Consider the following 20667-nt stretch of genomic DNA (forward strand, 5'->3'; position numbering starts at 1 on the left):
GGATTTAAGATTTAAGATTTAAGAATAAACTAGCATTCCAGTTACTCACCATTTGCTTCTTCTCGAAGCAAATAGGCCAATCGGTACATTTCTGCAATGTCATATCTATTCTGTTCTTCAAATCTCCTGATCGCTTCACCAATTTCCACAACCTCTACGGCAATTACCTGTTCCCCATCTATCGGATTCAGCGGTTGGCCCACGAGTTCAACTTCTCCATAGCCAATAATTCTCACAAAATGAGGATGTGGAATATGCGGTCTATACGGCTCAGGTTCACTCGACATGCAATGAAATTGTCCAAACACCCGATACGTGACCAACTTGGCTCCGAGCTCCTCCATCACTTCACGTTGCAGACCATCCATATACTTCTCTCCTACCTCCAACGTTCCTCCGGGCAGCTCCCATTTTCCGTTATCGATCTGAAAAACAACCACTCGTTCCCCCACAAACGGGATAATGCTCACATTGCTTACCAGCGTTTCATCCACGATGTCATTCAATCTAAACTCCGCTTTAACAATTCCCCAATGAATCGATGTGCTGAGCGCCGGGAACTGTTCCCGATCCAAAGTCTTCATTTTCTATCCGATCCTCTCTATGTAAAATAAATCTTCCATTATAAGTTCTAACTCTCATTATAGATCAAAAAAGAAAAAAGAAGGCCACTTTTCCCATCGGGAATTCATGGACCTTCTAATGTTATTTCAGTTGAACTAAAGAAAGTTTACACTTTCCACTCTGACCACTAATGGTGTACCAGTTTCCCGTTTTCCAAAAAGAGAACCCGATCACATAGCGGCAAAATCCGCTCATCATGCGTAACCATGACTGCACTCTTGCCCTGCTCCTTCACGAGCCGTGCAATCATGCTCACAATATCCAGTCCACGTTCCGCATCCAGACTGGCTGTCGGTTCATCCGCCAGCAGGACGGCCGGATCATTCATCAAGGCTCTGGCAATGGCAACCCGCTGGCGTTCTCCGCCAGAAAGCTTCTCGAAATATGCCTTACGTCGATGCGATAAGCCTACCGTATCCAGCAACTCATCGACCCGCTTCTCTGCCTTGTTTTTGTCCGTTCCAGCGAGCTTGGCGACCACCATCAGTTGTTCTTCCACTTTCAGATACGGAATGAGGTTGGCACTTTGAAAAATAAACCCGAGCTGCTGGAGCCGTACATCGGATATGTCCTGTTTGTTTTTGCCCATAATCGATGCGCCATCCAGCATAACCTGTCCCTCCGTCGGTTCAAGTAGTGCACCTGCGATGGACAGAAATGTACTTTTGCCTGAGCCAGAAGGCCCCATGACCGCGACGAGCTCTCCTTCGGCCACCTTAAGATCCAACTTATCCAATATCGTCCGTTTGACTCCACCATCTTCAAAAGTCTGTGTAATTCCCTGCAATACCAGTCGGTTTCTCATGCTGCTGTCCTCCCAATCGCATCAAGCGCATCAATTTTGGTAACCTTCCACACCGAGAATAGCGAACCCGCCATAGACATCACCACGAATAACACACACGTTAGTGCCAGGGTGGACAAGCCTAATTGAAACGGCATCGAAGCTGGCAAGATCGATTCAAACAGCTGAACCAACAGCACACTGATCACCAGACTGCCGATGGACAGAAGCAATACTTGCAACGAAACACTGCCCGCCAGATATGAATTTCGCGTCCCAATGGCTTTCAAAATACCAAATTGACTCGTTTTCTGAATCGTGATGACGTAGAAGAATACCGCAAGCACAAACGCCGAGATGACAAATAAAAAGGCAATCATCATGAGCAGTGAGCCCTGCTCTTCCTTGTACCCAGGAATGGCCGATACCGCATCGGACTTCGTAATTACTTCCGTATTCGGCAAAGCGGAACTGAGGCTGTCTACCTTCTCACCTGCATCTTTAACGGCAATCGCACTGTATTCCGGAGCATTAGAGTTTGCTGTTCCTTGCGAAGTACGAGAACCTTCTTGAATAGCGAGCCATTCCTGCTCGTTCAGAAACACAACCGGTGAGTGACTGAAGGACTCTTTTTCCACAAATCCACCCACGGTCCACTTCGTTCCCGAGGCTTGATCGACCAGTTCCGTTCCAATCCTCACGCCAGATTCAGACAGCTTTTGATCCACTACAACCTGCCCGTCTTTCAGATCCGTGATTGGAGAGCCTTCCGTTACGGTTGGAGCCAGCCAGCCTTCCGGGTTCACCATGAATAGCGTTACATCAATCTTCTTTGTGTCGCCAGCTGGACTGACTGTTGTCATTTTCACACCCAGCGGTTCAGCATTCTCTTGCCCCACAACGGAGCGTGTCTGCTCCAGCTGGTCCTGATTCACCTGGGAGCGGGTAAACCGATGATTCGAATCCTGTTCCAGAACAAAATGGGTTGCTGCCATATTTTTGATGGATGCCGCGTTATCATACGCAAGCCCCTGTGCCAGACCTGTGACAAACAAAACCAGAAATGATACAAGCACCATAATTGTAGCAATTAATGCATATCGCCCTTTGGCAAACCTCATCTCTCTAATAGCCAAGTACATATTCTCTGACCTCCTCTTGATAATCCAAGTATAGGAGGCGAAAATGAACGGCAAATGAATAACAGATTACATCTGCGGGAGCGTCACGGTAAAGACCGTTCCTTCAGACGAACTAGAGACCTCGATCGTACCGTCATGGATGCGGATAATTTTCTGCACAATGGCAAGCCCAAGCCCGGTTCGGCCGGAAGAACGTTCTCTCGCACGGTCTACTCGGTAGAAACGATCAAACAGGAAAGGCAAATGCTCTGCCGCAATCCCATCTCCTGTATCCCGAATATAGATTACGCACTGGGCATTGGTCTCTTCTGCACGAATCTCGATGCTTCTCCCCTGTGGAAGATGATTCACGGCATTACCCAGCAGATTCATCCATACTTGCATGAGCAGCACTTCATTGCCATATAACTGGATGGATTCGGGTACCGAGATCCTTAGCAACAGTTCTTTTTCTTCCAACTGCCATTGCAGCACCTGAACCGATTGGCGGAATTGATCTCGTAGAGAGAATCTCACTTTGGTCAAATCCTCATTTCCTTGTTCCAGAGAGGACAACAGCAGCAATTGTTTACTGAGCAATGAGAGATGGCGGCTCTCCTCTTCAATAATGGAAGCATAGTGCTCCCGTTCTTGTTCAGGCAGATCTCGATCCGCTACCAGTTGGGCAAAACCCTGAATCGAGGTCAGCGGTGATTGAATCTCATGGGATACGTTCGATACAAACTGCTGCCGGGCCTGATCCACACGCTCCAACTCACGACTCATGGTCATGAAATGCTGGGCCAACTGTCCAATCTCATCACGCCTAGTCGTGGACAATTTCAGATTATAGTTTCCTTGGGCAATGCGCTTGGTCGCCTCGGACAGACGTTCAATCGGATTCACCAGATAGCGGGTACTGATTAAAAAGAGCAGAATACTAATGCACACCGTAAACGCTCCAATCAACGCAAAAAAGATACGCAGCTCACCGAACTGCAAAATAACATCAGGGCGCATAAACAACGCATAACTTGCATTGCCCATCTGTAGATGAACACCAACGGTATTACTCAATTGATTATCGAAGAAACCCGTAATGAAGGGTTTGCTGGGAAACTCGGCAACGCCGTGGTATATCTCACCACCTAATACCCGATCTACAGCCTGCTTGTCCAGATCTTTCTGGCGGAATTCGCGGCCATAGAATTGGTCATTCCCTTTTCCATCTGTCACATAAATTTCGTAACCGAGCGCTGCGGCATTGTCCAGGTAATGCTCTACCGTAGCGGGTTCCTGCTCCACAAACTGCTTCATTTGCGTCGCGATGCCAACTAACTTCTCGTCATTGAAAGACTTCAGCTTCGCATGATAATAAATATTGGATAAAAGAAAACCCAGCATGGCGCTGACCAGAATCACCGCGATTGTAATCATAAACACCCGAAAGTACAGTGATCTCAATGCGCTTTCACCTCAATCTTATAACCAATCCCCCGTACCGTCTGAATGACAAAATCATCCCCATAATCGGCAAAACGATCACGCAGCCGCTTGATATGTACATCCACGGTGCGGTCATCGCCTTCATAATCCGCTCCCCAGACCAACCGAATTAGTTCATCACGCGAGAATAATCGCCCCGGAAACTGAGCAAGTTGAGAGAGTAGCTCGAACTCCTTCATTGGCAAAAAGAGAATCGATTGCCCATCGGAGACCTCGACATTATTCCGGTCAATCACGATGCGATTCATACGAATGATATCACTGGACGTACGATGGTACCGACGAAATAATGCTTTAACCCGGTAGACCAGTTCCTCGGGTTCAAATGGCTTCGTCACATATTCATCTGTGCCTCTCAAGTACCCATCCCGCTTGTCGGATAGTTGATCCCGTGCTGTCAGCAGCATAATCGGTATGTCATAATGTTGCCGAATGAAATCACATAACTCCAGTCCGTCCATACCTGGCATCATCACATCCAGAATCGCCAGATCGATTGGTGTTGCTTGCATAACCTTGACTGCTTCCACTCCATCCTGTGCTTCATGTACCCGATACCCTTCCTTGGTCATGACATGCCGGAGGAGTGCTCTAATATTGGCGTCGTCGTCCGCCAGAAGCAGATTCTTCATATTGTTGTCCGCCCCTTTTCTGTAAGTTGAATGAATATAAATTCCGCGACTTTGATCCTGCACAGATGGTAGCACAAAAGCAACGTAAATCGCCAGCGAACATGCAATGAAGCCCCGCGTGCATGTTTATATTTTCTCAATTCTGGTTGACACTATTATTAGGCCCACTTATAATAAAACCATAACATATGAACGATTGCTCATATGTTCATTTATAAAAACTTTATCATTACCAAGGATTACTTTAGTCACAAAAGAAATCAATTACATAACGGAGCACGGCTCCAAAGGAGAGGATCTCATATGTCCAGACATCATCACAACCACGACCATGGACACAATCATGGTAGTACCAATAACAAGAAAGTACTGTTATTTTCCTTCATTATTATTACCGTTTATATGATTGTTGAAGCCGTTGGCGGATTCATGACGAACAGCTTAGCCCTCATCTCCGATGCAGGTCATATGTTATCTGATTCCATAGCTTTGGGGATCGCCTTGCTGGCGTTCACCTTTGGAGAAAAAGCGGTGAATACAGGCAAAACGTACGGGTACAGACGCTTTGAGATTTTGGCAGCCACGTTAAATGGGGTCACCTTAATCGCCATCTCACTTTACATCTTTTACGAAGCAATTGGTCGCTTCATCAACCCACCAGAAGTCGCAACAGTCGGCATGCTGATCATCAGTATCATCGGCTTGCTCATTAATATCCTGGTGGCATGGATCATGATGCGCGGTAGCGATACGGAGAAAAACTTGAATATGCGCGGAGCATACCTCCATGTCATTAGTGATATGCTGGGATCGATTGGCGCCATTGCTGCGGCTTTGCTCATGATGTTCTTCGGTTGGGGCTGGGCCGATCCACTCGCGAGTGTCATTGTTGCTGTACTGGTCCTGCGCAGTGGATTCTTTGTCACCAAATCATCCTTGCATATCTTGATGGAGGGAACGCCAGCGAATGTCGATGTAAATGATCTTGTGCAAACCATTCAGAAAGTAGATGGTATCAAAGGCGTACACGATGTACATGTCTGGTCCATCACCAGCAACCTGAATGCACTGACCGCACATATCGTGGTGGACGGAACGATGGATGTATACGCATCAGAGGTGCTTGTTCAGAAGATTGAGCATCTGTTGGAGCATAAAGAAATCAAACATGTGACCTTGCAAGTCGAATCTGAAAGACATCTTCACGACACCTCGGTATTATGCACCGTCAAAGGCGACGAACCGGATGCTCATGCGCATCATCACCATTGAGATGAGTAACAAAATATAGTTATAACAAAAACAGGGCATATTCCCATTGAAGGGGAACGCCCTGTTTTGAATTTCCTAAGTTCAGCTTTTTGGTATGAGTAGAAAATAGAATAGCCTTTACCTAACCGCAGCGGGCTCTGGACTACTTGTATCTGGAGAGTAATTTCTCTTTCTTTTGATCGAATTCATATTCCGATATGATATTTTTTTCTTTTAATTCACCTAGCTGAAGCAGTTGTTCATGTACATTCACAGGGGTCTTTTTTCTCTTGCTAGATATGACCAGGGCTAGAATTGAGAAAAGCAGACCATACAGTACACCCAGAAGTCCCAAACCTGCCGCTGCCTCCGAACTTTCTTGCGAACCATCTAAAAAAACTGCTATTAATAAAAAATTGAGTACGAACCAAATAAGGCTGAAGATCGATAATGCTTTCAATGAATATTCCTCCTAAATGTTATGTATAATTCTATTTAAATCAGGAAAGGCAGGTCAGAACACTAAACATCAACCTCGGCCCAGTTTATAATGACGTATCCAACTTAACGTTTCCTCACCTAAACATCTGCATCAATTAAATGATAGTCATGATCAAATTTTGCATGAATCCGATGTCCACCAAATAACTCTCCATCTGAACATTCACAGTATATATGGTTCACTCGTAATTCAATGTCTAGCAACGTTATGACTCTTTCAAAGTCTTCTGTGGTTACGTCATATTTCCCAGCATCTACATCATCCCAATTTAAATTCTCATCATCTTCATCGTATTCAGGCCAAAAATCATTTTTATAATCAATTAAATGATGTGCTATCTGTGTCTTAGCCCTTTTTTCAAATCCATCAAACTGACAGAATAGTTTTTCTGCTCTACTCATCAATGCATCTACATTGGTGCTTTCATTCTCAAGCTTTAAACTGTAATATACTTTCCCTTCCGTATGCTCATAGGAGTTTAATTCCTCTTTGTACATAAAAGAGCCTATTATTCTACTACTAATCGTCTTTTCCATAGGTGATTACCTTTCTCTTCAATATATCTAAATCAATATTCCATCTCATATTCATACCTCACCAATATCCTATTACCTACGATCAGAATTTTTCTTTCACTTTTGAATGATAAGGTGAAAACTTTACTATTTTAACATCCCTGACATAGTCTTTTCCATTCATTCCATGCCTCCACATACTCAGGCAGATCATCCGGATGATGCTTGTTACTCAGCCCAATTCGGCAATATAGATGGACCAGAGCTTCCTCTATCAATCTGGATTTATCCATATCTACTTGCTCTAAAAGTTCGAACGTAGCAAATAATGTTTCGGTGTTGATATCATCCGGCGAAGAGCTAAAAGCATACAAGAAATCATAGAGGATAGGTCCAACCATTGGAGATGGGTCAATGACGCCGATGAGTTCATTTTGAGCAAACACAAAATTATGAACACCCGTATCGTCATGCAAAAGAAACTTCTCTTCTTGCTCATGAAACAGGCGGTCCACTATAGATTGAACCAGATTATAATCATCTTTCGTTAAAATACTTCCGATATTCATCTTTGCTTCATGAACGCTAATCTGATTGAATTCTTTCCAGGTCCTCTGTGGGAGCTCTATTCTGCCCCATGATTCCGTATCTGAAGAATGCACATATGTATTGAAAAGCTCTTTCACCAGACGAGATAACCAGTCTCTTTTTTGTCCACGGTTGAAATGGGTCGTGCCTTCCATATAGGTATAAATAAAATATGTGTTGTCCAGATCAGTCAACAAAACTTCAGCCAATAACGGAGAATTCTTATACGTGTGCAGAAACTGCTGGGCGATATGAATCTGCTCAGGTTCATCGGATTTCAGAATGTATTGTTTATTCAGTTTCGTACTCAACCGATAAACACATCCAGTGGTGGTACCTGACAAACTTTGAATTTCAGTGATTTCTTCGTTGATATGATGCATCTTGAATAGGTCATTGATCTCATTTATCGTTGGATTGATTAACATATGCTTCTCCTCGTATAACTAGGATCTTGATTCATTTGGTAAAGCATGCTCATACAGGTGTACCTCCGTTCTGTTTTCTATACTTTCTCATCAATAATATGTTTGCTATCATCTCGCTGCTTATTGGACTGCTGTTTTTTGATTTCAGTTTTCAGAAACTTTACTTCTTTAATTAGAACATCCAGCTTTTTCGATGTTTTGGATGAATCGATGGCATAACGTATTATTGCAGCAAAGATAAGAACCGCAATTAAACTTATAAGTGAAACTACTAGAGCTCCATAAAACTCCATATTGTTGTTCAACTCCTTGCTGTCAAAATAATAAGTTGTAAAACTCTTCTGAAAACCAAAACCATATAATCCCCAAGAAAACCATAATGGTTCCTAATACTTTTAATATTATTTCTATGTTTAGGGATATCACTATTGGGAGGGTTATCTTCAAACTCGTGATTCGGTTTTATTTCTCGATATCGTATCAGAACAAATATTTTGTACAGAAAATCAGGAAAGAAGTAACATACAATGCCGACGACAAATACGGGAGTAGATAAATAACCAAATGTACTGGTGGTCCATTCCATCTCTATTCCCTCCATAATAAGCCTTTAGGGCTCTCTCTCATTCTTCCTCTACGAGAATATCAGCACAGCGAACAATCAGCTCAGGCATATTCTCTCCACCAAATAGAACATGAAGTTCATATCCATTATCGACCCGATACAGCTCTTGATACAGCCAGTAACTGCCGACAATCTCTCCCTCTTGCTTGATGATTTCGGGTGCAACCAGCGTAAGTTTATTTATATTGGTAAAGCCCCCACGGGTGTCAAAACGGATGACCACTTCATCACCCATCAGCAGTTCTGTCACTGTACAATCATGATATTGAACCCTGCCATGTATTTCATCGGGAATATCCTGTGCCATCATCACTTCTCTAAATTCTTTCGCTGCGTGATCCACATGTCTCTTATTTTCCGCACTTTGTTTCTTTAATTGCTGTAAAATCTCTCTCGTGCAATAATCCAGCGTAAACACACGAATATCCGCAATTTGTTCAACGATTTCCTGTGGCAAATTCTCCGCCTTGTATTGAAAAGTCCACTCCATCGATTCTTTGTACTCTTCCTTGCATTTCTTCTCATCAAAAGGAGGGCGTATATCATATTCTGCAATGAGTTTCTCGATATGCGCTCGTTCTTCCGGAGGCATGTGGTAAATGATCTGATCCTCTTCTGTCACTTCTTCCTCACCGAAAGCTTTGTCTACGCGAGTGAGCACTTGACCATCATGCTCCAGCATGAAACGTGGGTCCAAGTTATATAGCTCTCGCTCCTGCTTCACATGCGCTGTTTCTTTTCTTTTATACAGCCTTAAAAATAGATTCTCATCGAACTCGTAAGCTCCGTTATGTACTCTTAAACCAAAATGAAGATGTGTCTGCTGACACAGCTCATACCATTCTTTCGTTAAATATCTCATATGCATCTCTCCTACTAATTTTTAGAATCTACTTGAATAATCGTCTTAGCGATGACAGATCTCGTAAATCCTAACACCTCGACCACTTCAGATCGATCTCGTTAGAAATTGCTCTATTGTTTTCACCGCTATTCCTCCAAAATCTTCAGCCTCAACGATTCCTTATATTCAACAGACGTACTGATCTACGCCAAGGTTTGAAAAAATTTGTGTTTGATCTCTTTTTCGTTTCGCGCCGCCCATTCATGTACAGCTTCTATGCCTGCGGACTCCTGACCTCGTTGAAAATAAAAACATAGATCCATCGGCACTAACCGTTTACCATAGAGTTTGATGCCAATCCGTCTGTAATTCATATAAATACACTCAATCTGAGATGCATCATATCTCTGATGTTTCGTTGAAATCACATGATCGCTCTCCAGCGTAATACTGGGTTTAGTGAAAAATAAACGCCAGATCAGAAAAACGATATAACCCAGAATATAAGTCAATATAACGATCAGGGAGTACTTCAGAATACCATTTTCATCGTAAATAACATTTCTGAAAAGCATAGCTTCAATGGCCAGCATGCATATTAAATTCAATAAATCTCTTGGGTAAGTCGTCGAATATGTGATAAGGTATTCCTCCTATTCTTTATCTCCATTAATCCGAAGCCACTCGGAAGGGGCTTTTCTGGCAAAATGCTTTTCCACAAACTCTAAAATGTCATCGATTCCAGGCAATGCGGCGTTTTCTTTAGCTTCTTCAAACGTCATCCATTGGTACTCGATATGTTCATGATTTAACCGGACAGGCTGGCTATCATCCACATATCCTACGAATACGGGAGCGGTATAGATATAATCCTCCTTGGGTGAGTAATATTGTTCGAATTGATTGGCAGAATACAACCGTACTTCCATAATACCTGTTTCCTCGTGAACTTCTCTGAGTGCAGCTTCCCATGCCTTTTCACCCTTTTCTATACCACCGCCCACATAACACCACTCATTATGCAACATACGACCAGCCCGCTTTAACATCAGTACAAGGTATTGATTGAGGCTCTTCTTCAACAGAACTACAGCCACTCCTTCACAACGAAAGGGGACTGCCTGTTTCACGTGCTCTGCACCATTCAATTTCTCGCGCCCCTCTCTTCAACTTTCCTGAGAGTCAAAATCCTCTAGAACCTTAAACTTATCTCCGTGCACCTTTTCCAGATGCTCCTCTCCCCAATAGCACAAAAAGTCCAAAGCTGGTTTGAGTCCCCAACCGTAACTCGTTAACTCATATTCCACTTTTGGAGGAACCTCCGAATACACCTTTCGCTGAACGATCTCGTCCTTTTCCAAACCTCTAAGCTGCGTTGTCAGCACTTTCTGCGTGATGTCCGGTATCAATCGACGCAGCTCTGACGTGCGTTTACGTCCTGCCATCAAATGATAAATAATCAAAGGCTTCCACTTCCCGCCCATCACTTCCAAGGCCGCCTCCACACCGACTTTATATTTCTTTGGAGTGCTCGTTTTCCCATGTTCCGTCAACTTTTATCCCCTCCTTCATCAAGCTGTGTCTGAGGTAAAATCATAACCCTCTTCCTTCTCTTCGTTTCGTTATTTGAACTCCATTTCGAGGTATCTATTTAGGGTACTTTGATGTACCTATGGCACTTCATTCTTCCTATAGAACATCAAAGTGCGTACTTCCAGATGTTTTCATACCTATTTATAATAGCATCAGCCATTGATTCATGGCTACAAGACTGCAATGCAGAAAGGTAGTGAAATTTTACGATGAACGTACTCGTTGTTGTATCCCACCCGCGACAAGATTCCTTGACCTTCCAGGTTGCTGATCGTTTTGTACAAGGTCTTGCCGAGGCTGGTCACGGTTATGAGATATTGGATTTGCATGGGATTGGATTCGACCCGATTCTTCGTGAGATGGACGAACCAGACTATACCCAAGAAAATCAGATGTTCTCACCTGAGGTTGAAACCGAGATGAAGCGATTGAAGAAACACGATGCTGTCGCTTTTGTGTTTCCTCTCTGGTGGTGGCATCTGCCGGCCATGCTGAAAGGTTATGTGGATCGTGTCATGAACAACGGATTTGCCTATGGCGTGAACAAACTTCCTCATCAGCAGATCTTGTGGATCGCTCTTTCGGGTGTGACGGAAGAACAGATGCAGAAGCGCAACTATGGTGAATCGATTAAGAACCTGCTCAATGTGGGAATTGCCGATTATTGCGGCGTGCCCCAATCCAGGGTTGAGTTTTTATACGAAACGTTGGAATCCAAACCAGAGCATTATGAGGCATTGCTGAACCATGCGCACAACCTGGGAATGAACTATGCCAACGATCCTTCGACGCTATAAAGATATTAATAGCGCTGCATGGTTATGACGCCCCAATTCCGCTTGAACACAGTAAAAAAGGTCGCTCCAAAGAGCGACCCTGTTGTTTAGATGCCATTATTTTACGGTCGAGAGAAGAAACTTCTCCAACATACGGGTATCGGTGATACTATGGTTACAAGCTGTGTTATCCATGCATACGTACTGGGCCACGGAAGAAATGTTGTCCGGCGTATAGCTCTTAGTCTTCACGTTGAAGAATCCAAGCTCCTGATGGCGATGGCAAAACATGCAGTAACCTTTCTTGTTCGTGGCTGTAAGCCGTCCCTCAATTCCGAGGAATCTGCCTTCATATGGATACACGATGAACAAGCGATCGGTAGCAATGTCGGTCCATCTCAGATAAGTTGTACGTGCGTAATCGATGGATTCCAGATCCGGCACTTTGAGCTTCTTTACCTTGGGAAACAGCTTCTGAATCTGCTTCGCGGATACTTGCGGAAATGGAATCAGATATGCTTCCAGCTGGTTCAGATAGGTCTGCAACTCATGTGTCGTCTCATACGTGGATAACTGCTCCAGCAGTTGCTTTTGTTCCGGCGTCAGATCATTAAAGATGCCAACGGCATTTGTGCTGACGGTATAACGGACCGTATCCAATACTTTGGGGTCCACGACCGAGCGTAGCGTTTTGAGCAGGAAATCAGCTTGTTTATGAATGTAATTGAATTGATGATTGTGAATAAATGGTGTTTGCATGGCTTTCAGCCCCTTATTTTTATTAGGAAAATAAAATAAAGTAAGGTGCAAAGCCTGCGGGTTGAACCATGATGTTGATGTTGATTCCAGGGCGAACAATCTCATTTTGTCGCGCCCTACACAAAGTCCGCCCCTATTCAGGCTTTGCGTAAGGCTTTCTAGCGAACGAGCAATCCGGCATCATCCATATTGCCACGTCATAACCCCCAATGCGATAGATATACGGAAATTATAACAGGATCGGGGTTATGTGGGCAACGGTCTTCGTTCCAATTTTATCTTTTGAAGAAATATGCTTAAATCTAAGGTTCAGCAATGATATATCCTAAAGTGTTCTCTAGATTTTCCACTTTTCACTTCTTGCCATTTTCCACAAAATGATCTACTGCTGCCTGCTCAATAGCCAGTCCTTCGGTGTAACGCTCCAACTGGTCCGTATCGGGCTTCAGCCCCATCGCCTCATAAAACTCACGTAACAAGCTGATCCAGGCGTTAATATCGCTGGAGCAGTTATTCGCAAGAACCATGCCGACAGGACTGCCATCAGGTGTAGTTACGATATCGATCTCAGGGTAATGCGTGGATACGACATTGAAATGAAAGCTACCCTATGATCACTCTTGTGATCACTCTTGGCAAACTGCAAATGTTCCACCTTAACAATATATTGTCCTCATTCGATGGATAGAGTTGTGGACCAGCATCTTCATATTTCTTTGTTCTTAATATCGTTCTTTAAACCTACTGATCCACCAATCCCTCTTCATTAAATATTCAATTTTGATTGGCATAATAATGTATTCTTCCGTTACTTCAATCGGCTTATTGGGACCGTTATAGATTAAATCCACATTTAAGTGAAATGGTTTAATTTTTCTACCCACTTCATCTTCAAATTCTTGAACATAACGTATAAGGTCAGGTATACCTTCCCAGTAATTCATTGCAGCTTGCCCGCCCGCTGGCATGTACCACCAATGCCTAAAGGATGGCCATAAATGAACCAATACCTCCCTTAATTCATGTTGTTCAACTAACTCAAAGTCGGGCAGTCCTAGCACAAATGATACATGATGATTATTTTTATGCGCCTTCTGTTGGATGCTGCGATCCCAGAACCATTTCCATTGTATTTCAAGTTTTTGATGAAGTTCATCTGATTCTACCCTTTGCCGGGATGGCCATAGAATATTCTCATTGATGTCCTCTTTAAGAAGGCCATACGTACTCGCTACATAGATCATAAAGTTCAATTCAAAATCACTGGATATACAAACAGACCATGAGTTATGGTTTTGAATCATTGACATTTCTCCTTTCACCCAAAATGCATAAATTTAACGTTGATCAAGCGATTTGAGAGATATTCTTTTTCCTATTTTGTTGCACTAATATAGCTCAATTTAAAAATACGATCATACATATATGTGTAAGAATCGTAATACTCAAGCGCCTTTTTTCTCTCTTCGTGGAAAGACTTTAATCTTTCCTTGTCCCCGGTATGAACATAGGCTATCAGCTCAATACTTGCTTTTTTATATGCCTCCAAACTATAAAACGCATCAGATAAATCAGAGGAACTATAGTCTTGTACTGGAGTAAATACCTCTGGACGGATCACGACATTGGATTCGGCTTCCTTTATTAACTGTTGTAATCTGGAGATGTCAACTTGCTCTTCTAATATCACTTTACTAAGAACATCAATTACTTCTTGCTCGATCTTGTTGAATTGGCTTGTAAATTCATGATTGGAAAGGTGCATTTCTATTAAATTTTTGTTGTAAGGAGAATAGTTATTCACTAAATTAAGCTTGGAGTTCTTATACTCTACCGCAAATCTTGCATCACGAAGAACACTGGCCGGGATATAAGCATGATTGTCAATTATTTTGACTTCTGTCCCTGTTCTGGTCTTTAGTTCTTTTCCATTCAAAACTATACTTATCTTCTGTGGTGCACTTGTAGCTGCAAAAGCAAGAGAAGCGCTTATTAACGACAAAACCAAGGTAACGATTATCATCTTCTTCTTCACTTCGTACACACCCTTCGATATGAATAATAAGGATAACTTTTGATCAGCCCCATCGTACCATTTTATTCAAATAAAGGTAATACACTACATACGTGCAATGTCTTTCTCCACGCAAAAAAGAAGCCACCTCCCTGGCCTTTCCCAGTTCAGTGACTCCATTTTACAACCCTATTCTAACCCCTACATTTAACTACTCCTTCACAGCCCCAACCACGATCCCAGTCACGAAATAACGTTGCAGGAACGGATACACGAGCAGGATTGGCAGTGCGCTGATAAAGATCTGCGAAGCCCGAATGGTCCGTTGGGACAGGTTCTTCACCGCTTCTGGATCAAGCTTCGACATGTCGGCCTGTACGATGATCGTCTGCATGAATGTCGCCAGTGGCAGCTTTTCCGCATCACGGATGTAGATAATCCCGTCAAAGTACGAGTTCCAATGTCCCACCATCATGAAGAGAGAAACGGTTGCAATGACAGGTACGGAGACAGGCAGATAGATTTTGATAAACGTCTGAAAATGACCTGCGCCATCGATAAATGCAGCTTCCTCCAGATCCTTCGGAACGGTACGGAAGAAATTCAGCAGCAGAATAATGTTGAACACGGCAACCAGTCCCGGCAGGATCAAGGCCAGCAATGTATTCATCAGTCCCAGCTTCAGAATCAGGATATACCCCGGAATGAGGCCACCGCTGAACAGCATCGTGATGACAAAATACCACAGATAGATGTTACGTGCACGGAACACCCGCGTCTCCTTGGAGAGCGCGTAGGCTGCAATCGTATTGACGATTAACGCGAGCCCTGTTCCCAGTACCGTCCGCTCCACAGACACCCACAGGGAGGAGAGGAAATTGCTATTGGCGAACGTCTTAGCATACGCCTCCAGTGTAAAACCAATCGGCCAGAACGTCACCAGTCCAGCATTGGCAGGAGCAGATGCGCTCAGTGATACCATGAGTAAGTGATACAAAGGCAGCAAGCAGAGCAGCGAAAGGATGGTCAGTAACACATTGTTGATTATGCTGAATATGCGGTAAGGCATCGTTTTATGATACATGAGTTCGTCATCCTTTCTAGAAAATTCGGTATCCGGCGAATCGGTAAGCCAGTCGGTAGGAGATCACAATCAGGATCAAACTAATGACCGATTTGAACAGATTCACGGCGGTAGCGAAACTGAACTGCCCACTTAGCAGACCTTCTCTATACACAAACGTATCGATAATATCTCCTTGTTGGTAAATCAATGGACTATATAAGTTAAAGATCTGGTCAAAGTTGGCGTTAAGCACATTGCCCAGTGCCAGGGTTGCGATTACGATCCCAATGGGAATAAGTGCCGGGATGGTAATATACATCGTTTGCTTCCAGCGTCCTGCCCCATCCACTTCAGCCGCTTCATAGAGTGCCGGGTTAATGCCAGACAGTGCCGCGAGGAAGATGATCGTGTTGAATCCAAACTCTTTCCAGACATCACTCGCAATAATCGTGAATCGGAACCAGCTGCCATCCCCCAGGAAGAAGATTGGCTTAATGCCGAATACGGAGACCAGGAACTGATTGACAATACCCGTCTGCGCCAGAATATCGATCAGAATGCCTGACAGCGTAACCCAAGACAAAAAGTGCGGAAGATATACGAGCGTTTGAATGGTTCTTTTCAGCGCCATCTTCCGTACCTCATTAAGTAATAAGGCGAAGACAAACGGAATAATTAGGTTCATAATGATCTTGGAACAGGCAAAAAACAGCGTATTCCACGTAATTTGCAGGAAATAATCATTTTCCCACATGTATCTGAAATGCTTCAGTCCGACCCATTCGGAATCGAAAAAACCCAGTGCAGGTTTATAGTCTTGAAATGCCATCAAAATCCCGGACATCGGAATGTATGAAAATATAAAGACCATAATGGCCGCCGGCAACACCATCAAGTGCAGAATCCATGGTTGTTTGTAGCGTTTTTTTGTTTTTCTATTCGGCTTGCTCCCAATGTCCGCCTGAGGTACCCGATTAGCTTCCATATTAGCCTCCATAGCGCGCTCCTGTTCCCAAAAAAAGTTTTTGTGTGTAATGGGGATCTCTGCTATAAATAGTATCAGGCATTTCTCAGGTCTGACTATATAACATTGTTAGGCTTGATAGTGTTTTGTTAGGAACATCATCTGAAGAGATTGTTTACACACGAATTTGAAGGAGACTTTTTATGAATATATGGAAGCGCTTTATATCATTGGGAAGAACGTCCAGATCCCGGTTTAGTCTATTTGCCAAAATAAACTGTTTAATCGTGGTCCTGTTCATCCCCATTATTATCATGTATACCTACTCGAACAACGTCACTTATGATGTTGTAAGCAAAGAGCTACAGGTCTCCAATACGAAGCAGCTCACGTTTTTATCCAGTCAGATCGATTCACGAATCAATCAGATGATGGATTTTAGTCTTATTCTCTCAAGAGATCCCAATGTCAGAGCATTCAATGGCTTGAACATATGGAATGATCGATATGACAAGATGCAGACCCGATATGTTATTCAGGAAAAGCTGATGCTTCAATCGGGGGTTACCGATATATGGCCCACTCGATACGCTGTCCATTCACAGCAGAATCAAGATGTCATTGCCAACTATAATAGAACAACCGGTTATGATGAGGATTATTTGAAAAGAAATATGAGCGGACAATGGACATACGGTGATGGTGCTGAGAGCCAAGAGGATATGCAATCCTTTTACTGGTTCTTTACAGATTCCTTGGCCCAGCCGGGCATGTTGACGGGAAGCAATCTGGTGATTGAAGCCAGCTTCAGTTATGAGAACATTCAGAACATGCTGGATACGTATAAGGCAGGTGGACAAGGCGATCCCTTCTTTTATCACAAAGGAAATTCACCCATTCTGAACCGCAGTGCAGACAAGCAGCTGTCTGAAGAACTCATTCGTTATCTGGATGAACACTCGTCAGAGGATACCACACAGGATGTCGTCAAGCTGAACGGGAAAAAGTATCTGGTTAGCTCGGTGAAATCCTCTTATCTGGATTGGCATTTGGTCGATGTCGTACCACTCTATCAGATTCTACAGCCGATCTCGCTCAGTCGGAACTTATTCTATCTCTTTATGATTCTGTTGTTTGTGGTGGGCATTTCCGCTTCGATCCTGTTATATCGAAACATTCAATATCCGATCAAAAAGCTGATCCGGGGCTTACGCCGCGTGCAGCGCGGAGATTATTCCGTCCGTCTGCATAGCAAGGATCAGAATGAATTCTCGTTTTTGTTCCATCGATTCAATGATATGTCACATCAGATTCAAGACCTGATCGAGAACGTGTTCCAGGAAAAAATCAGGGCCAAGGAAGCTACGCTGAAACAGCTACAGGCGCAGATCAATCCTCATTTTCTATATAACTGTCTTGGCTATATCATCAACATGGCCCAGATGAAGGACGAGCAAGCCGTCGTCTCCATGGCACATAACCTAAGTGCCTACTATCGTTATACGACACGAGTGGAGCGAGAGACATCTTCTCTAAAAGAAGAAATCAATCTGCTCGTCAACTATTTGGATATCCAGAAGCTGCGTAATGGCAGAATTGAATACCACATCGACATCCCTGAGAATATGCTTGCCCTGTCGGTACCACGATTAATGCTTCAACCCATTGTGGAGAACTCGGTCATTCATGGTGTGGCGAAGTCGTATTCATCCGGCGAAATTCGAATTACTGGCGAGAGCTCGAACGGGTTCTGCAAAATTTACATCGATGACGATGGACCCGGCTTAAGCCCGGATCAATTGGAGGCGTTGAATCTGAAAATGCAGCAGCCGCTGCAGGAGGAAATGGGCTGTGGCCTATGGAACACGAATCAGCGAATCATGCATCTATTCGGCAATCAATCCTACCTTCTATTCGGCCCCTCCCCTCTCGGCGGATTCCGAACCGAGATGATCTGGGAGATTCCCAAAGAGGATACTGATTCCGATAAAGGAAATACCGATAATAATTGATATCGATACTAACGATAATTTGACGATTTAATTTTGAACGAACCATTTACACGTGAACGCAGAGGACAGAAAGAACTTGAAGAAGCAAAGCGTTCGGAAGTGCTAGCCTATCCAGCCTTTCTTAAAAGAATGCTGGATAGGGGCATAGGCTTCGCCTTTATTACAATTCCACCTTTATATAAAGTCCTTGTTTAAAATAAATGGTTAGAGTACATGTGAACCAAGCGAAGGATTGAAGGGATTCTGTAGAAACGAAGTGTTCGCCTTTCAAGCACCCATTTTAACCTTATAATCATCTAATTCAGAAAATGGGGCTTGAACAGCGATCGAAAGAACCCTTCAAATCCGTAGCGACTTTGTTCACTTCACGTATCCTTTGATTTTAATTATTGGCCTTATATACCAACCACCAAGGGAGACAATACAACATGCAAATGATCATCGTAGACGATGAAGCACACTGGGTAGATAACCTGTCCATGACCAAACCGTGGCATACGCTGGGGATCGAACAAGTGCACAAAGCATACTCGGCACACGAAGCACTTCAACTGATCGATACCCACCCTATAGATATTGTAATCTCGGATATTCAGATGCCCGAAATGACAGGTATTGAACTGATCGAACGGATCAGAGTCCGTGATAAAAAAATAAAGTGCATTCTTTTATCGGGGCATTCCGAATTTGATTACGCTAAAAAAGCCATCCAGTTCGAGGCCGTCGATTACTTGCTTAAACCACCGACAGATGATGAATTGATGGGCGCTGTTCAGAAGGCCATTGATCAATTAAATACTGAATGGGAACTCGTAAGTTCACTAAAACGAACCCAGTTTACCCTTCGAGAGAACCTACCGCATTTGCGGGGGCGATTGCTCCTTGAGGCTTTACAGGGACATCGAATTGCCTCCAGCGAGTGGGCACGGAAACTTGCCAATTACGATCTGCCCTTCCACGCCGGGGATTGCGCGTTAATGCTTGTACGTATGGAAGAAGAATTCGGGCAATATGACAACAACGATCAAACCTTGCTTGAATATGCGGTCATCAATATGGCGGAAGAGATTATGGGTGAGTTTATGGAAGTTTGGGGCGTCAAGGAGGAGCATGGATATCTGGTGTTTCTGCTTCAACTGAAAATGAACAACACCGACATTGGCAAAGAAACCATACTGGAGAAGCTTTCTGTACAGCTTCAGTCTAAGGTCAAGCAGTTTCTGAAGGGCTCCCTCTCCATCGTCATCACCGAATGGTTCGCGTTTCCCGATCAGCTATATGATCGTTTTCGGCAGGCCTCCGCTTATTTCCGGCAAATTGTCGGGGACGAGCGTGAGTTCGTGATGCGGGTCAGCGACGTGGAGACTCCGTCGGCACAAGGTCCGCTGGATGTTCTGTATACCCCACCCACGTTCATTCATCTGTTAGAGAGTGGTCAATGGGATGCGGCAGAAGAAAAAATACTAGCTGTCTGTGCGGAGCTGGATGAGAAATGGTCGGAATCGTGGGAGCATTGTATGGAGGCTGGATTTCTAATTACGGCTTCGTTCACCAATCTCGCACACCGTAACAAGCTGACATTAGCTAATTTAATGGGTGACGATATCGAGTGGTTGCAGAGCGGAGAAGCTTTTACTACCATCAGTAAACTGCGCAAATGGTCGCTTAGTGTACTCAGCAAACTCAAGGAAGGCACGTCCAACGAGATCAAGGACATCCGTTCCGAGTATGTGAAGAAGATTCAGGACTTTACGGATAAAAACCTGCATCTGGATGTTTCTTTGCGTGTACTGGCCGACCATGTCAATCTGCATCCAACCCATTTGTCGAAGATTTATAAGATCGAAACGGGCGAAGGCATCAGTGATTATATCTCGCGCCTGCGCATGGATCGGGCCTGTCACAAGCTCGTTACGACCACCAAAAAAGTATATGAAATCAGCATGGAGATTGGCTATATGGACCCTGCTTATTTTATTAAAGTGTTCAAGCGCCAGTTTGGCGTCACGCCGCAAGAGTACCGAGACCAACATTAAATAACATAATAGAGTCCTATCGAAACT

Annotated in this window: 23 protein-coding genes; 4 read left to right on the forward strand and 19 right to left on the reverse strand. The window is 43.8% G+C overall.

Translation table 11 applies throughout. The annotated features are described in order from the left end of the window. Positions 1-41 precede the first annotated feature (41 nt). The 5 genes from BUA17_RS15465 to BUA17_RS15485 form a co-directional block, all read right to left on the reverse strand. Positions 42-584 carry an NUDIX hydrolase gene (locus BUA17_RS15465; RefSeq protein WP_072734165.1) on the reverse strand — a complete coding sequence of 181 codons (543 nt, stop codon included), beginning with the start codon at positions 582-584 and terminating at the stop codon, positions 42-44. A 167-nt stretch (positions 585-751) separates the two neighbouring features. Next, on the reverse strand, positions 752-1429 hold the full coding sequence (locus BUA17_RS15470) for an ABC transporter ATP-binding protein (protein WP_072734166.1): 678 nt from the start codon (positions 1427-1429) through the stop codon (positions 752-754). Continuing rightward, positions 1426-2550, reverse strand: a complete 1125-nt coding sequence (locus BUA17_RS15475) for an ABC transporter permease (RefSeq protein WP_072734167.1) — start codon at positions 2548-2550, stop codon at positions 1426-1428. Before BUA17_RS15475 ends, BUA17_RS15470 begins: the two co-directional genes overlap by 4 nt. Positions 2551-2616: 66 nt before the next feature. Next, complete coding sequence (locus BUA17_RS15480; RefSeq protein WP_072734168.1) at positions 2617-3993, reverse strand: sensor histidine kinase; 1377 nt, start codon at positions 3991-3993, stop codon at positions 2617-2619. Further along, positions 3990-4667, reverse strand: coding sequence for a response regulator transcription factor (locus tag BUA17_RS15485; protein ID WP_063564057.1), 678 nt, complete (start codon positions 4665-4667; stop codon positions 3990-3992). Before BUA17_RS15485 ends, BUA17_RS15480 begins: the two co-directional genes overlap by 4 nt. Positions 4668-4970: 303 nt before the next feature. Between BUA17_RS15485 and BUA17_RS15490 the strand changes: the two genes are divergently transcribed. After that, positions 4971-5939, forward strand: a complete 969-nt coding sequence (locus BUA17_RS15490) for a cation diffusion facilitator family transporter (protein WP_072734169.1) — start codon at positions 4971-4973, stop codon at positions 5937-5939. 142 nt (positions 5940-6081) lie between these two features. On the opposite strand, the gene BUA17_RS15495 is transcribed toward BUA17_RS15490, so the two are convergent. The 8 genes from BUA17_RS15495 to BUA17_RS15535 form a co-directional block, all read right to left on the reverse strand. After that, on the reverse strand, positions 6082-6378 hold the full coding sequence (locus BUA17_RS15495) for an SHOCT domain-containing protein (RefSeq protein WP_072734170.1): 297 nt from the start codon (positions 6376-6378) through the stop codon (positions 6082-6084). Between the two features lie 119 nt (positions 6379-6497). Beyond that, positions 6498-6956 (reverse strand): DUF2262 domain-containing protein, encoded by a 459-nt coding sequence (locus BUA17_RS15500; protein ID WP_072734171.1) that lies wholly within the window; start codon positions 6954-6956, stop codon positions 6498-6500. 131 nt (positions 6957-7087) lie between these two features. After that, a complete protein-coding gene (locus BUA17_RS15505; RefSeq protein WP_072734172.1) occupies positions 7088-7951 on the reverse strand; it encodes a phosphotransferase in 864 nt (287 codons plus the stop codon). A 77-nt stretch (positions 7952-8028) separates the two neighbouring features. After that, a complete protein-coding gene (locus tag BUA17_RS15510) occupies positions 8029-8244 on the reverse strand; it encodes a hypothetical protein (RefSeq protein ID WP_072734173.1) in 216 nt (71 codons plus the stop codon). Between the two features lie 330 nt (positions 8245-8574). After that, positions 8575-9438, reverse strand: a complete 864-nt coding sequence (locus tag BUA17_RS15520; protein WP_072734175.1) for a DUF4085 family protein — start codon at positions 9436-9438, stop codon at positions 8575-8577. Positions 9439-9623: 185 nt separating this feature from the next. Continuing rightward, on the reverse strand, positions 9624-10028 hold the full coding sequence (locus BUA17_RS15525) for a hypothetical protein (RefSeq protein WP_139295668.1): 405 nt from the start codon (positions 10026-10028) through the stop codon (positions 9624-9626). Positions 10029-10073: 45 nt separating this feature from the next. Next, the gene (locus BUA17_RS15530) at positions 10074-10568 is read right to left on the reverse strand and encodes an NUDIX hydrolase (RefSeq protein WP_083584727.1); all 495 of its coding nucleotides are present in this window, start codon (positions 10566-10568) and stop codon (positions 10074-10076) included. Positions 10569-10586: 18 nt separating this feature from the next. Next, the gene (locus BUA17_RS15535) at positions 10587-10904 is read right to left on the reverse strand and encodes a winged helix-turn-helix transcriptional regulator (protein ID WP_170867878.1); all 318 of its coding nucleotides are present in this window, start codon (positions 10902-10904) and stop codon (positions 10587-10589) included. Positions 10905-11222: 318 nt separating this feature from the next. Between BUA17_RS15535 and BUA17_RS15540 the strand changes: the two genes are divergently transcribed. Further along, complete coding sequence (locus tag BUA17_RS15540; RefSeq protein WP_072734178.1) at positions 11223-11810, forward strand: NAD(P)H oxidoreductase; 588 nt, start codon at positions 11223-11225, stop codon at positions 11808-11810. 96 nt (positions 11811-11906) lie between these two features. Here BUA17_RS15540 and BUA17_RS15545 read toward each other — a convergent pair whose 3' ends face one another. The 6 genes from BUA17_RS15545 to BUA17_RS15565 form a co-directional block, all read right to left on the reverse strand. After that, a complete protein-coding gene (locus BUA17_RS15545) occupies positions 11907-12548 on the reverse strand; it encodes a FusB/FusC family EF-G-binding protein (protein WP_072734179.1) in 642 nt (213 codons plus the stop codon). A 353-nt stretch (positions 12549-12901) separates the two neighbouring features. Then, positions 12902-13075, reverse strand: coding sequence for a hypothetical protein (locus BUA17_RS31215; RefSeq protein ID WP_170867856.1), 174 nt, complete (start codon positions 13073-13075; stop codon positions 12902-12904). A 195-nt stretch (positions 13076-13270) separates the two neighbouring features. Then, positions 13271-13852, reverse strand: a complete 582-nt coding sequence (locus BUA17_RS15550; RefSeq protein WP_072734180.1) for a hypothetical protein — start codon at positions 13850-13852, stop codon at positions 13271-13273. Positions 13853-13923: 71 nt separating this feature from the next. After that, entirely contained in the window at positions 13924-14583 is a 660-nt protein-coding gene (locus BUA17_RS15555) for a hypothetical protein (protein ID WP_072734181.1), read from the reverse strand. A gap of 190 nt (positions 14584-14773) precedes the next feature. Next, a complete protein-coding gene (locus BUA17_RS15560) occupies positions 14774-15646 on the reverse strand; it encodes a carbohydrate ABC transporter permease (protein WP_072734182.1) in 873 nt (290 codons plus the stop codon). Positions 15647-15662: 16 nt separating this feature from the next. After that, entirely contained in the window at positions 15663-16613 is a 951-nt protein-coding gene (locus BUA17_RS15565) for an ABC transporter permease (protein ID WP_053780273.1), read from the reverse strand. Positions 16614-16795: 182 nt separating this feature from the next. Here BUA17_RS15565 and BUA17_RS15570 point away from each other — a divergent pair, with 182 nt between their 5' ends. Continuing rightward, positions 16796-18604, forward strand: coding sequence for a sensor histidine kinase (locus BUA17_RS15570; protein WP_072734183.1), 1809 nt, complete (start codon positions 16796-16798; stop codon positions 18602-18604). Positions 18605-19032: 428 nt separating this feature from the next. Then, positions 19033-20640, forward strand: a complete 1608-nt coding sequence (locus BUA17_RS15575; RefSeq protein ID WP_072734184.1) for a response regulator transcription factor — start codon at positions 19033-19035, stop codon at positions 20638-20640. Positions 20641-20667 lie beyond the last annotated feature (27 nt).

Origin of the sequence: Paenibacillus sp. ov031 (assembly GCF_900143165.1) — a bacterium.
In the GTDB taxonomy this organism is placed as follows: Bacteria; Bacillota; Bacilli; order Paenibacillales; family Paenibacillaceae; genus Paenibacillus; species Paenibacillus marchantiae.

Coding starts and splice junctions, on each gene's coding strand:
- BUA17_RS15535 (WP_170867878.1), bottom strand. CDS start 10,904: ATGGGCGGGAAGTGGAAGCCTTTGATTATTTATCATTTGATGGCAGGA.
- BUA17_RS15500 (WP_072734171.1), bottom strand. CDS start 6,956: ATGGAAAAGACGATTAGTAGTAGAATAATAGGCTCTTTTATGTACAAA.
- BUA17_RS15570 (WP_072734183.1), top strand. CDS start 16,796: ATGAATATATGGAAGCGCTTTATATCATTGGGAAGAACGTCCAGATCC.
- BUA17_RS15485 (WP_063564057.1), bottom strand. CDS start 4,667: ATGAAGAATCTGCTTCTGGCGGACGACGACGCCAATATTAGAGCACTC.
- BUA17_RS15470 (WP_072734166.1), bottom strand. CDS start 1,429: ATGAGAAACCGACTGGTATTGCAGGGAATTACACAGACTTTTGAAGAT.
- BUA17_RS15475 (WP_072734167.1), bottom strand. CDS start 2,550: ATGTACTTGGCTATTAGAGAGATGAGGTTTGCCAAAGGGCGATATGCA.
- BUA17_RS15560 (WP_072734182.1), bottom strand. CDS start 15,646: ATGTATCATAAAACGATGCCTTACCGCATATTCAGCATAATCAACAAT.
- BUA17_RS31215 (WP_170867856.1), bottom strand. CDS start 13,075: ATGGTTCTTGCGAATAACTGCTCCAGCGATATTAACGCCTGGATCAGC.
- BUA17_RS15575 (WP_072734184.1), top strand. CDS start 19,033: ATGCAAATGATCATCGTAGACGATGAAGCACACTGGGTAGATAACCTG.
- BUA17_RS15520 (WP_072734175.1), bottom strand. CDS start 9,438: ATGAGATATTTAACGAAAGAATGGTATGAGCTGTGTCAGCAGACACAT.
- BUA17_RS15505 (WP_072734172.1), bottom strand. CDS start 7,951: ATGTTAATCAATCCAACGATAAATGAGATCAATGACCTATTCAAGATG.
- BUA17_RS15550 (WP_072734180.1), bottom strand. CDS start 13,852: ATGATTCAAAACCATAACTCATGGTCTGTTTGTATATCCAGTGATTTT.
- BUA17_RS15510 (WP_072734173.1), bottom strand. CDS start 8,244: ATGGAGTTTTATGGAGCTCTAGTAGTTTCACTTATAAGTTTAATTGCG.
- BUA17_RS15490 (WP_072734169.1), top strand. CDS start 4,971: ATGTCCAGACATCATCACAACCACGACCATGGACACAATCATGGTAGT.
- BUA17_RS15565 (WP_053780273.1), bottom strand. CDS start 16,613: ATGGAAGCTAATCGGGTACCTCAGGCGGACATTGGGAGCAAGCCGAAT.
- BUA17_RS15540 (WP_072734178.1), top strand. CDS start 11,223: ATGAACGTACTCGTTGTTGTATCCCACCCGCGACAAGATTCCTTGACC.
- BUA17_RS15545 (WP_072734179.1), bottom strand. CDS start 12,548: ATGCAAACACCATTTATTCACAATCATCAATTCAATTACATTCATAAA.
- BUA17_RS15465 (WP_072734165.1), bottom strand. CDS start 584: ATGAAGACTTTGGATCGGGAACAGTTCCCGGCGCTCAGCACATCGATT.